This is a genomic window from Chryseobacterium formosense, assembly GCF_900116415.1.
Classification (GTDB): Bacteria; Bacteroidota; Bacteroidia; order Flavobacteriales; family Weeksellaceae; genus Chryseobacterium; species Chryseobacterium formosense.
In genome coordinates this window covers 489,183-502,139 of record NZ_FPAP01000003.1, presented here as the reverse complement: position 1 = coordinate 502,139, position 12,957 = coordinate 489,183, and the positions used below count along the sequence as shown (strand labels likewise).

The 12,957-nt window shown below is 34.3% G+C and carries 11 protein-coding genes and 1 riboswitch; of the genes, 1 reads left to right on the top strand and 10 read right to left on the bottom strand.

Annotation, left to right across the window (positions count from 1 at the left end; genetic code table 11):
* Positions 1 to 29: 29 nt before the first annotated feature.
* The 7 genes from BM371_RS13705 to BM371_RS13675 all read right to left on the bottom strand — a co-directional run bounded on the left by BM371_RS13705 (position 30) and on the right by BM371_RS13675 (position 8,131).
* Positions 30 to 1,151 (bottom strand): T9SS type A sorting domain-containing protein, encoded by a 1,122-nt coding sequence (locus BM371_RS13705; protein WP_034678592.1) that lies wholly within the window; start codon positions 1,149 to 1,151, stop codon positions 30 to 32.
* Positions 1,152 to 1,158: 7 nt separating this feature from the next.
* Entirely contained in the window at positions 1,159 to 2,430 is a 1,272-nt protein-coding gene (locus BM371_RS13700; RefSeq protein ID WP_034678590.1) for a YncE family protein, read from the bottom strand.
* 103 nt (positions 2,431 to 2,533) lie between these two features.
* Positions 2,534 to 2,721: riboswitch (cobalamin riboswitch) on the bottom strand.
* A 153-nt stretch (positions 2,722 to 2,874) separates the two neighbouring features.
* A complete protein-coding gene (gene tpiA / locus BM371_RS13695; protein WP_034678589.1) occupies positions 2,875 to 3,633 on the bottom strand; it encodes a triose-phosphate isomerase in 759 nt (252 codons plus the stop codon).
* A gap of 252 nt (positions 3,634 to 3,885) precedes the next feature.
* Positions 3,886 to 6,012: a S9 family peptidase gene (locus BM371_RS13690; RefSeq protein WP_034678587.1), complete on the bottom strand. Its 2,127-nt coding sequence runs from the start codon at positions 6,010 to 6,012 to the stop codon at positions 3,886 to 3,888.
* 23 nt (positions 6,013 to 6,035) lie between these two features.
* Entirely contained in the window at positions 6,036 to 6,386 is a 351-nt protein-coding gene (locus tag BM371_RS13685) for a tellurite resistance TerB family protein (RefSeq protein ID WP_034678862.1), read from the bottom strand.
* Positions 6,387 to 6,456: 70 nt separating this feature from the next.
* Positions 6,457 to 7,566: a BT_3928 family protein gene (locus BM371_RS13680; RefSeq protein ID WP_034678585.1), complete on the bottom strand. Its 1,110-nt coding sequence runs from the start codon at positions 7,564 to 7,566 to the stop codon at positions 6,457 to 6,459.
* Between the two features lie 10 nt (positions 7,567 to 7,576).
* Complete coding sequence (locus tag BM371_RS13675; protein ID WP_034678584.1) at positions 7,577 to 8,131, bottom strand: DUF1599 domain-containing protein; 555 nt, start codon at positions 8,129 to 8,131, stop codon at positions 7,577 to 7,579.
* A gap of 242 nt (positions 8,132 to 8,373) precedes the next feature.
* Between BM371_RS13675 and folP the strand changes: the two genes are divergently transcribed.
* Positions 8,374 to 9,147 (top strand): dihydropteroate synthase, encoded by a 774-nt coding sequence (folP, locus tag BM371_RS13670; protein ID WP_081874583.1) that lies wholly within the window; start codon positions 8,374 to 8,376, stop codon positions 9,145 to 9,147.
* A 62-nt stretch (positions 9,148 to 9,209) separates the two neighbouring features.
* On the opposite strand, the gene BM371_RS13665 is transcribed toward folP, so the two are convergent.
* From BM371_RS13665 to BM371_RS20590, 3 genes are all read right to left on the bottom strand, one after another.
* Positions 9,210 to 9,446 carry a hypothetical protein gene (locus tag BM371_RS13665; protein WP_034678583.1) on the bottom strand — a complete coding sequence of 79 codons (237 nt, stop codon included), beginning with the start codon at positions 9,444 to 9,446 and terminating at the stop codon, positions 9,210 to 9,212.
* Positions 9,447 to 9,486: 40 nt separating this feature from the next.
* Entirely contained in the window at positions 9,487 to 11,892 is a 2,406-nt protein-coding gene (locus BM371_RS13660; protein ID WP_034678582.1) for a hypothetical protein, read from the bottom strand.
* Positions 11,893 to 12,019: 127 nt separating this feature from the next.
* Positions 12,020 to 12,769 carry a hypothetical protein gene (locus BM371_RS20590; protein ID WP_034678581.1) on the bottom strand — a complete coding sequence of 250 codons (750 nt, stop codon included), beginning with the start codon at positions 12,767 to 12,769 and terminating at the stop codon, positions 12,020 to 12,022.
* Positions 12,770 to 12,957 lie beyond the last annotated feature (188 nt).

Genomic DNA, 12,957 nt, shown 5'->3' with positions numbered 1-12,957 from the left:
CGAAAATGTTTATAGATGATTCTTTAGAATTATTTTTTGATAATTTTATGAGTTGTTGTTGATTTGTCGGTTTTAATTTCAACCCAATAAACTCCTTTCTGTAAATTCTGAATATTGATTTTTTTATTCTGGGTATTCATTACTTTTTGCCCGGAAACCGAGTAGATGTTGATGTCTTTAATAGTATCCTTTGTTTCGATAACAATAAAGTTGCTTGCAGGATTCGGATAAATTTTAAATTTTTCCTTCACGACATCTGAAACGCTTAGTGTAACGTTTGCTTCCGTTGGGGTAAAAGGTCTTCTTGTTCCGAAGCTTAATCCGAACCAATCGTTATTATTTAAAGTAACAGTAGAAAGATTGGTGTTGGTTTTCCAGTTGGATAAATTGCTTCCTTTATACAGTTTCCATGAATCTGTTCCGTTTGCTGTTCCTGAAAAAGAATTTAGAGATAGAGCTGAAACCTGATTTGCTGTTGAAGTGTAATTAAATGAACTTGTTTGCGCATCAATGAGCTGTAAAGCCTGTTCAGCCGTGATCGTTCCGTTGTATTGAATTCCGAAAACAAAGGAATTGGCATTTCCGTTTGAATCATTAGTTCCAAAATCTACAACAACTAAACTTTTATTGGAACCTGAACCAATCCAGTTGGTGATCTGAGAAGAATTGTACCATAAAGAACTGTATGCTGGAATTGGCATTGCAGGAGCTTGAGCGGTAGGATTACTAAAACCGTAACTTGCTCCATACCATTTTCCGTCTGAAAGGGTTCCACTGTTCATCCATCCCACTGTTGACCAGCTATTGGTATCATTTCCTACCCATAAACTCCACCAGTCAGGAGATGATTGTGCGGTGTGATCATTGAAGGTTACTTTGTCAAGAAATCCATTATTAAAAGTCAAATTATAATCAAACGCAGGTTCTGCATTTTTTATCATTTGAAGCATTTGTGGTCCGGTAGGATTTTGTCCGGGATTGAATCTTATACCCCATGCATAAGATCTGTCATCTGTTCCGTCTTTAAAATCTGCTACAAAGTAAGCAGTCTGAGAACCTGTTCCTACAAAAAACTTTACATCATTTGCGGTAAATTGTGCGAAACAAAATCCAACAATAAGAGTAAATATAAAACTTAATATTTTTGGCATTTTAATCTTATTTAATGATTAATTTTTCTGAGAAACTATTGTTCTTACCGGAGATTTTCACAACATAAACTCCTTTAGAAAGTGCAGTTACATCAATTCCGTTTTGAGTGTATTGAGTGTTGATAATCATTCTTCCGTTAACATCATAAACCTGAATATTTCCTGAATTTAAGCCTTGAACAAAGAATCTGTTACTTGTAGGATTTGGATATAATGATAATTTAGAAGCTTTTGTGTTTTCAACTGTTGAAAGTGAAGCACTATTGTAAGCAATAATTTGATTAGGTAAAGAAGTTACCGTGAAAGTATTTTGTAAAGTACCCTGCAAATTGTAGGCATAAATTTTCCCGGGAGCAATATATCCGGAAGGATCTGCTGCGTAAATGGTATTATTCACAACATTAAATCCGTATGCGGTACCATAACTGTTTACGGTAATCGGCGTAACAGCTATTGGTTGAGTATTAATTGATGGCGAAGCAATCGGTGTTTTGTAGATAGAAGCTTCATTCATATAGTAAATATTTGTTCCGTCGGTGTCCATATAAGAAGGTTTTACCCCTACAGGAAATGTTGTGCTTGAGGCGGTACTTTGAGTGTTTGTATTATATACCGTAAGTGTTCCGAAAGATGTTGCAGAATAAGGATCTCCCGAACTCATAATGTACAGTAAATTATCTTTTTCAAAAATACTGTTCGGTGAGTCTCCTACATTTACCTGTGATTCTACACTATTGGTTGTAGTGTTGATGACATCCATAAAATGGTTGAGTCCGTAACCCCCTTTCAGTAAAACATATAATTTGTTGTTTTTGCTGAAGATTTTTTCAGGACCATTTCCCACAGGAATATTGGCTTCGTGAGCGTATGTATTCAGGTCATAAACCGCCACATAGTTTGCCATGTTGTTGTTTCCCCAATTGGTAACATAAAATTTATTTCCGCTGAATGCGATGTATCTTGGATTGGCAACATTTGTTGAAATCGTAGTAATCAAAGAAAAATCAGATTTGTTGATGACTTTGATCGTATTGGAAATATTGAGAACCACAAAAATCTTATCGCCAAAAATTTTAATGTCTTGCGCCGTATCGCCTAACGTTGCATTATTATTTTTAAGCTTAAAATAGTTGTTGGTAACAACCGACTGATTGTTGATGAACGAAATTTCAGCAGTATTGCTTCCTGCTCCGCCCTCGTTAAGAACGAGAATTCCTTCAGTTTGTGCATTGGTAAAAAAGACTACAAATGCAAGAATAAGAAAATAGATTTTCTTCATGATATAATTTAAATTAAAGTTTTATTCCCGAAACTTCACTGCAGGACAAAACATTCATGAAAAAATATCCGAAGATTTGATCTCATAAACTTTTATTCCCGAAAGTTGAAATTCATCTAAGGCAGGTCTCCTGGCTTGCATCTTATTATAACCTTCCCAAACCTGAGTTCAGTGGTGTTTTTATAATAATTTGATTAGCTTACAGTTGCGGGTACAGCTCAAGAATTATGTTACTTCACTTGATTCCCTATTAATGAACGCTATGGTTCAACCTTAAACTTCTGCAAAGATATTATTTAAATTTTGATTGTTATTTTATTAATAATTCAATGATCTTTAAATTAATATAGATAATTGTCGTTTTTTGAATATCTATTTTGATAAATAAATTAAAAAAGACATACCAAACGATATGTCTTTACTATTTTTAATATGAATTAAATCTTAATTGAAACCTTCAATAATTTTTGAGAAATCTTCCAGTTTCAAAGCAGCACCGCCGATAAGACCACCGTCAATATCCGGTTGAGAGAAAATTTCTTTTGCATTATCAGGTTTTACCGAACCTCCGTAAAGAATCGAAATTTCGTCAGCAACTTCTTTTCCGTATTTTTCAGCAATAATTCCTCTGATGTGTGCATGAATTTCCTGCGCCTGTTCCGGAGTTGCAGTTTCTCCCGTTCCGATTGCCCAAACTGGTTCGTAGGCGATTACCACTTTCTTGATTTCTTCAGCAGAAAGCGTGAAAAGAGCTTTTTCAGTCTGAGTTTTTACTACGTCAAAATGTTGTCTGGCTTTTCTTTGCTCTAAAGTTTCACCGTTACAGTAAACAGGAATTAAACCTTTATCTAAAGCCAGTTTTACTTTTTTGTTGCAGCTTTCGTCAGTTTCTCCGTGATATTGTCTTCTTTCAGAATGACCGATTAAAGATCCTGTTGCATCGATCGATTCAAGCATATCTGCAGAAAGTTCACCAGTGTAAGCTCCGCTTTCAAATTCGCTCATATCCTGAGAAAAAACTCCGATTTCGTCTTTCTCAAAAATATCTTTAGCCATCATTAAATACAGTGAAGGTGGTGCGATCCACACTTCACAATTAGTAGCGTTGCTGTTTTTATAGCTTAGTAATTGAATCATTAATTGCTGAGCATCAATTACATTTTTGTTCATTTTCCAGTTTCCTGCAACTATTTTTCTTCTCATAGTTCTATATTATCTTTTTGTTCTTTTGTTTTTATCTAAACATTAAATTTTATTTAAACGCAATGCTCGCAAAGTTCTTTTTTAGCTACTTGAAAATATTTTTCGTTCGCAAAGGCGTTTCACTCAGCTATGTTCGCAATTAGCCTTTGCTGAACGAAGTGCCTTTGTGAACGAAATAATGATTACTATCTAATTTACTTTGCGAACGTTGCGTTAAAAATAAGTCTTAATTGTAATTTTAACTCGTTTTTACTATTTATTAATTCCCTCCAGTTTAAACATGAAAGCATATTCCAAAGCAATATCTTTCAGGTAATCAAATCTTCCGGAAGCTCCACCATGACCATAATCCATATCTGTTTTTAAGAATAAAACATTCTTATCGGTTTTCAGATCTCTTAATTTGGCTACCCATTTTGCAGGCTCGAAATATTGTACCTGAGAATCATGCAAGCCTGTTGTTACCAATAAATTAGGATAGTTTTTTCTCTCAATATTTTCGTACGGAGAATACGATTTCATGTAATCGTATGCTTCTTTGTTATTAGGATTTCCCCATTCATCGTATTCGTTTGTTGTCAAAGGAATACTTTCATCCAACATTGTATTGATGACATCCACAAACGGAACCTGAGCAATTGCGCCATTCCAAAGTTCTGGTTTCATATTCACAACAGCTCCCATCAAAAGTCCTCCTGCACTTCCTCCTTGTGCGTACAAATGTTTTGGAGAAGTATATTTTTCTTTTACTAAATATTCTCCGGCTTCGATGAAATCGGTAAATGTATTTTTCTTTTTCATCATTTTGCCGTCTTCATACCATTGTCTTCCCATTTCCTGCCCCCCGCGAATGTGAGCAATTGCAAAGGCAAAACCACGGTTTAGAAGACTAAGCCTTGTACTGCTGAAAGTGGCATCCATCGAGTTTCCGTAAGAACCATAAGCATAAAGTAGGAGCGGGCTGTTTCCGTCTTTTTTATACCCTTTTTTATAAACGATGGAAATTGGAATTTTTGTGCCGTCTTTTGCTGTTGCAAAAAGCCTTTCGGTTACATAATTGTCTTTATTGTAGCCGCCTAAAATTTCCTGTTGCTTTAGTAAAGTTCTTTTTCCTGTTTTTAAATCCTGTTCAAATTGCGAACTTGGTGTAATCATCGAAGTATAACCAAATCTGAAATTATCGGTATTATATTCAGGGTTTCCTGAAGGGTATACGGTATATGTTGGTTCATCGAATTTCAGAAATTCCTTTTTATTGGTTTTTCTGTCAAAAATAACCAATTGAGAAAGCCCGTTTTGTCTTTCACTGAAGACCAGATAATTTTTAAACTCACTGATTCCTTCCATCAAAACATCTTTTCTGTGCGGAATAAAATCTTTCCAGTTTTCAACGCCTGTTTTATCCAAAGGAGTTTCCATTACCTTGAAATTCAGTGCGTCTTTGTTGGTTGTGATCAAAAACTTATCCTCCAAAGGCGTTACATCATACAAAACATCCTTCATTCTCGGCTGAAAAACTTTGAAAGCTGCTTTCGGTTCATCAGCACTTAAATACAGTGTTTCCGAAGAAGTTGTAGCGCCTGAATAAATCATGATGAACTTTTCGTTCTTAGATTTTCCTACGCCAATGTAATTGCTTTTATCTTTTTCTTCGTAAACCATTGCATCTTTCGACGGATCGGTACCTAAAGAATGTCTGAAAATTTTCTCCGTTAAAAGCGTTTCAGGATTTTTTCCGGTGTAGAAAATGGTTTTGTTGTCATTTGCCCAGGTTGCAGAGCCTGTGGTATTTTTAATTCCTAAATCGGTTGTTTTCCCCGTATTAAGGTCTTTTAAAAACAATTTATACTGTCTTCTTGAAACATCATCGACCCCGTAAATCATTTTAGAATTATCAGGACTGATGCTGAAACCCGATGCAGAGTAATATGCATGTCCTTCCGCAAGCTGATCTACATCAAGCAGTATTTCTTCAGGCGCATTGAGATTGCCCTTTTTTCTGCAATATTTGAAGTATTGTTTTCCGGTTTCAGTTCTCGTATAGTAATAATAGCCTTTTCTTAAAACAGGTACAGATTCGTCTTTTTCTTTAATTCTTGCCTTCATCTCCTTAAAAAGATTCTCTCTGAATGGCTCAGTATCTTTCATCATTCTTTCCCAGTAAGAGTTTTCAGATTTCAGATAATCTACAACCTGTGTAGAGTCTTTTCCTTTTTTAAAATAGTCGATCATCCAGTAATAAGGATCATTTACCTTATCACCGTGAATTTCACGAAGATGTTGTTTTTTTTCGGCAACCGGAGCTTTAAGATCCGGAAATATCTGAGACTGGAACATCGCTGCACTCATAACTAATAAGGAGAAATAAATTTTTTTCATTTTATATATTTGGTTTTTTAGTACTAATTTAAATTCCAAAGATTCTTCAGAAGCTTATAAAATGTATGTTCTTCATCGGTCACAATGTTATCTGCCTTGATAAGCGATTTTGCAAATTCAGCAAATTTTACACGTTCATCTTCCGTAGAATCGTCTAAAAAACAACGTGCATGGAATTCAAAATGATCTTTCCATTCTTCCGGCTGAAGCAATGCGATGGTTTCCAATTCATTATCCAAATTCATCTTAAAAGGAAATTCGTCAGCAAGATATTGCTGTACCAACATTCCTTCTTCGGGAGCAAATTCTCCGTCAACAGATGAAAGAATCATTAACAAGTGATACCCGGCAATAGGCTTATTTGATTTATGCATTTTTTTTAGATTTAAAATTCCAGATTCAATATTTAAAATTGACAATTCACCATTTCACAATTAACTAAAATTAGTTAACATAGTTTTTTGCAGGCTTTTTGTCAACAATTTTTCCTTTTTCCAATGTTAAAACAAACGGGTTGCTTCTTGCAATAGTTTTAATGGCAGTTCCGTCCATCATTGCATTTTTAATGGTTTTAAAAGTGCTTTGTTCGGTAGAAACTCCATAGATCACAGCTCCTTTTTGAGTATTTACTTTAGTTTCCACTTTCTTCAGTAATTCCGGCGAAACATCTTTGGGATGATAAGCAAATACAATTACTGCTTTTGGTGCATTGATGATTTCGTCAGTTAAGTCAACTCCGGTCGGATCTTCGATTTTAAATTTTACAATCTCAGATTTATAACCTTCTTTTACGAGAACAGATTCATTTTTACCTTCTTCAATTTTCCATGGCGAACCTTCTTCCCAATACTCTGTTTTATTGACGTAATCATCCTGATTTACCTTTAAAACTTCCCCTGTTTTAGAATTTTTCAAAGTATAAAAAGTTTTGTATTCAGAAGGATTTTTATTGATTTTAGCTTTTTCTGCTTTTAAGTCTGTTCCGATTTTATAATCACGAAAATCGATAATCGGCTCATTGATGATTCCCATCGACATAATAACAATCATGATTCCACAGAAAACTCCCAAAGCAACTGATTTAAATTTATTGTTTTCAGGCTTATTGTTTTCTCCATAAGGATCTTTTTTGCTAAATTCTTTTCTGTATAAAACAAAAAGAATGATTAAACCAACCAAAAGAACAACGTCTTTCACGAAGCTTTCCCAAGGTGTAAATTTAATCGCATCTCCGAAACATCCGCAATCTGTAACAACATTGAAATATGCCGAATAAAAAGTTAAAAATCCGAAGAAAACACACAGCGCAATCAATGCTGAAAGCGTGAATTTCAGTTTTAATTTTAATAACAATAAAAAGCCAAGAAACAATTCCAGCACCACCACAATGATTGAAAATAGCAGGGCAAATTTTTCAAGAAACGGCATATTAAAAACCGAAGGTGAAAAATATTCTTCCATTTTAAAGGAAAAACCTACCAAGTCCACAGCTTTTACAAAACCTGAAGCGATGAAAATGATAGCAATAATGATACGTAATAAACCTTTGATCATACTTTTGTTTTTATTTTGGTTGATGTGTTTGTTCAGAAAATTTAATCAGACAGAAAACGGCATAATTCAGCATGTCAAAATAATTGGCATCCAAACCTTCGGAAACTAATGTTTTTCCCTGATTGTCTTCAATCTGTTTGGTTCTCAGTACTTTTTGGTAAATCAAATCGGTGATGGATGAAATTCTCATATCTCTCCAAGCTTCGCCGTAATCATGATTTTTCTTTTCCATTAAAGCCTGAGCTTCAGCAGAATATTTGTCGTAAAGATTTAAAATTTCTTCAGGATTTTCATTAAAATCATTTGAAAGACCTTTCTCCAGCTGAATCAGCCCGATAATTGAGTAATTGACGATAGCAATAAATTCTCCTTCTTCGCTTTCGTCAATCATTTTAACGTCGGTCATCTGTAGTGTACGGATTCTGTTGACTTTAATGTAGATCTGATCGGTAATCGAACTTGGTCGCAAAACTCGCCATGCTGCACCGTAATCATGCATTTTTTTACTGAAAAGATCACGACATTCACTGATAACTTTACCGAACTGTTCTGAAGTTTTTGACATAAATTTGCTTAATCTTTCAAATATACAAATTTTTAGGTTTTTGAGGTGGGATTTGAAGTTTGAGAGTTGTAGAATTTACGTGTTTTGAAAAGTATTTTGATTAATTTTACAGCAATAAAATTTGACCGATTTAAATGTTCATAAATAACTCCTCCGGATTAAACTCAAACTCTCAAACTCTAAAATTCTCCCACTCAATAAACTGCAACGGGAAATTGGTTGATTTAAGCTACCCAAAAATCATGGGAATTTTAAATATCACTCCTGATTCTTTCTCTGATGGCGGAAAATTTAATAATGAACAATCAGCGCTGAAACATGCTGAAAAATTATTGAAAGACGGAGCGGAATTTATTGACATTGGTCCGCAATCGACAAGACCGAATGCTGAATTTCTGAACAGTAATGAGGAAATCAGAAGAATAGGAACGGTGATTTCTGAAATTAAAAAGGAATTTCCCGAAGCTTTAATTTCGCTGGATACTTTTTATGCAGAAACGGTAAAATTTGGCTTTAATGAAGGAATTGATCTGGTCAATGATGTTTCGGGCGGACAATTTGATGAAAATATGTTCGATGTTGTTGCTGAAACGAGACTTCCATATATTTTGATGCACGTCAATCCTTCATACGGAACGATGCACGATAAAATTAAATTTAATGATATTACACTGACGATCAATCAGTATTTTACAAAAAAAACAAAAGAGCTATTAGAAAAAGGAGTTAAAGATATTATTCTTGATCCTGGATTCGGATTCGGAAAAACGGTTGAAGATCAGATGAAAATGATTAACGAGACCCAGTTTTTCGGGTTCGGAAAATTTCCTTTGCTGATTGGAATTTCGAGAAAATCTTTTATTTATAAGCCTTTAGGAAAATCGGCTTTAGAGATTAACGAAGAAACTCAGAAATTACATGTACAGGTTTTGAAACAAGGTGCGAAAATTTTAAGAGTTCACGATGTTGCAGAAGCGAAGAAAAGCATTTTGAAGTGGGAAAGTAGTCGTGTTTGAGAGTCTTAGAGTATTTTGATGAAGATTTACTCTAAAACTCACAAACTCTCAAGCCCTCCAACTCAATTCAGGTTCGTCAGTTTATCTGAAAATTGTTTTGAAAATTCTTTTCGGTCTTCCTCAAGTTTTTCAGCATTTGAAGGGAGAATGTAATTGAAAAGAATCTTTTCTTCATTATCTAAAAAAATGATTTCTTTTTCTTCACCATCAATCATTTGGGAGAAAACCGACCACATTGATGTGTCTTTTAATTTTAATAATTCAAAAAACTGTTCTGCTTTTATTTCTATTTTTTTCATTTCTTTAGAATTACTTATTATTTATTGCTCATTACTAATGTTAAAATTCAAGAAGTTTTAATTTAAACTGTACCGCAAAATTCTGTTTAAAATTCGTAGTTGTATAATATCCGACTCTGTAAAACAACCCAAGATTGAAATAAGATGAAAGGAAATTATTCCACTCCAGACCGACTTCCTGATATAGATGATCCAGCTTTCTGAACCTGAAATCATGATATTCGGGATGTTTCATATCGCCAATCGTTCCTCTAAGCACAAAATCAAAACTTGTAACATTCTGACCAATGCTTTTGAAGTAAAAAGGCAGTTTGTGGGTAAAATAATAGGCAATAAATTTATCATTATAATATTTCCCCCCTTCTAGGGTTGCAAAACCGAGGTAAGAGGTTAGGTTAAAATTAATATCGCGACTGGGAGAAGCCAAACCGTTCGTTGTGAAATTTTTCCAGATCGGAGCTTCACCTAAAAGAACACCACCATACAGACGAACTCCTGTTGTTCCCAGTCTTGTTTTGAAATTGTGAACAAACAGTGCATCAAACCGGGTATAATTAAAATCTCCACCAAAAACTCTTGCACTTTGCTCGTAATTAAAATAAAGTTCAGGATATTTCTGATCGATCAGCGATTTTCCCTGTGGTGTCATGATGTTGGTTGAGTTTGGCGAATATTTCAAGGTAACTAAAGTATTAAAATTTTCAAAAGCACCCTGTTTTCCACGGAAAGTGTAATCAAATAGGGCTTCTTCGGTATTTCTTCTGGTCGCAAAAGCCAGTGTCAAACCATTGGTAATATCATTTAAATAAGACAAAGAAGCACCTTTGTAACGGTAATATTTGTCGTTGTTGATATTATTTCCATAGTTCATCATCCGCATTCTGAACGTCCAGAGTCTGCGGTAAAATTCTCCCGAAGAATTTACATCATCATAATACTCAATTCTGAAATAGGAATTTTTGTCGAGGGTCGTTTTCATATCAAGCCCGATCCCATATTTGAATTTATCATCACCCAAACCGTAGGCAAAATAATAATCGGGCGAAAAATACGGATCAAAATTTTCATTGAGCTTTCCTTTGAGCCCAAATCTGAAACCTTCATACAGGTTGTAATTGACGATTTCTCCAATATCAAAATCTAAATTTCCAACACGAACCTGCCCATTGATCAAACCGGTTAAAACCCTTGCTGTGCGGTCAATTTTATAAACTTTCCCCAGACTGTCAATGGTTTTGTAGGTATGACTTTCTCTTGCTGATAAAGGTTCTGTCCTGTAGAAATGAAGCGTTTTTCCGTCAGTGTTTTTCACAGAAAAAGAATAGCCTTTAAAATCATCAGGGTTTTCTTCGATAGGAGAGGTGTAGTTAAAATATTTTGAATAGAGATAAGCATACGTCCCGAAACTGCTCTTTTTTTCTTTCTCTTTTTCAGGATTTTCATTGTCCTGACCCATCATCATTCGACTCATTCGAAGTTTTACGTTTTCTTCGGATAAAAACCATTTATTGTTGAAAAAAATCCATGTACTGGTTATGTTTCCTTCGTTTTTTTCTTTGCTGATGCTTTCGATTTTTTTAATTCCGTACGTTTCGGTGTCGATATAAATGGTTCCGCTGAATTTTCTTTTCTTCATCGGTTTTTTGTAGTTCACTTCACGAAAACGAATCACATACGTCTGTCTTCCGTCAACTTCAATGCTGTCAGTAAGAAAAAAACGATAAAGACCACGATTTTCCTGTTTGATTTGGTTCGGAATTTTGTTTCGGTTACTCTGCAAGGCAATCATTTCGTAGATGGGTTGTTTAAGTCCGGAAATCCTGTTGTCGAGAATATTTATTTTTTCACCGTATTTTTTAGAATACAAAAATTCCTGAGCTCTTTCCCAAAGAAAAAGCTTGCTGTTGGCGAAAATCTTTTTGGCCGAAATATCTTTTAGAGAATCTTCTTTTTTACTTTTTTTAAATAATCCTAAATTATTGGTAAAAACATTGTTAAATGCCGTAATACTATCCTGATCAATATCCAATGAAACCTTTTCGTAGGATTTATAAGCATAAGAATCAAGACTTTCGGGGGAATTGCTTTTAAAAAGTTTATCAACTTTTCTGAGGATTTCCAAAGCTCGTGGATCACTTTTATCCTCAAGAATTACCGTTTCTATAGCATGGGTTTGAGATGAAGTTTTTGTAAGCATCACTTTCGTCTGATCTTCAACCAAAGTGCTTTCTTTATAAAAACCTGGAGCTTCAATCTGAATATTTCTGCATTTTGTTTTGAATTCCAAAAAGCCTTCAGCATTGGTTTTGCCTAAAATTTTATTGTCACACGAAACAATTGCATTCGTTACAGGAGTGTGGTCTGCATCATTATAAACAGAAACTTTTGATTGTGAAAAACCAAAAATAAATGCCCATAAAAAGATAAAACCCAGACTCCTTTTCATACAGAAATTCTCAGTTCAAAATTACTATTATTTCTTGTGTTGAGAAAGTTTTAGAATGAACTTATCTTCAATATAAAATAAAAAATCCCGGAATTTCCGGGACTGTAATTTCTGCGAAAAATACAATTTATAAATTAGCTTCTTCTTTAGTAATAGTAATTTCTTTTAATACTTTACCGCTTTTATCGGTGTATAGATATTTAATATGATTAATTCCTAAAACTGAAGTTTGCGAAAACACCTGTCTGATTTGCCCTGACTGCAGCATTGCTTCTTTCATGGCTTTTTCTGTTCCTTCAATTGCTAAAGCAGTTTTAAAACTATCAGGAACTTCACAGGTATAAACCAAATTATTTTCTGCATCAGCTTTGATGCTGGTAATTTTTGTCCCTGTTGAAGGGTCTTCAATCGGAAGATTTTTATTAAATGATTCAAGAATGCTGTTCAGTTGGTCACTGTTTGGCTTATCACCTTTTGCAATGGCTTTAAAATCTACATCTTTTGATAAATTTTTATTATCGATGGCTTTATCTAAAAGAACCTGTGCGTTTTTACCATATACTTTGATATTGAATTTCACGCCGCTGTCGAAAAGTTCTTTTCCTAATTTTTCACTTTTAATCGCCTGTCCGATAAGGTCTGGAAGTGCACTGGTTACAAGATCGCTTTCCATTTCGCCTTTTTCGTAATCTGTTTCAACCGAAATATCGATCTGATCCTGAGAAACGGCCGTAGCTTTGGTTGCTTTGATTTTATTATTTGCGATCATGTTCGATGAGCGGTTGTACATATCCACAAAATCCTGAACCTTGTCTTTTTTTGTCTGACATGCCATTAACAGCATTGAAGCCATTAAAACAAAGAGTAATTTTTTCATATAATAATATTTTAGAAAAGATAGTAAAAAAACAGAAGCCATTCAACTTCTGTTTGAACTTTTAGTAATTATTCTCTATTATTAATAATTTATTCTTACCAGCATGTTTGTCATTCCGGAGGAATCTAAACTAATTTATTTTCAGTGTGTAGAGATTCCTACGGAAATCTATGATTCGACGTAGTCAA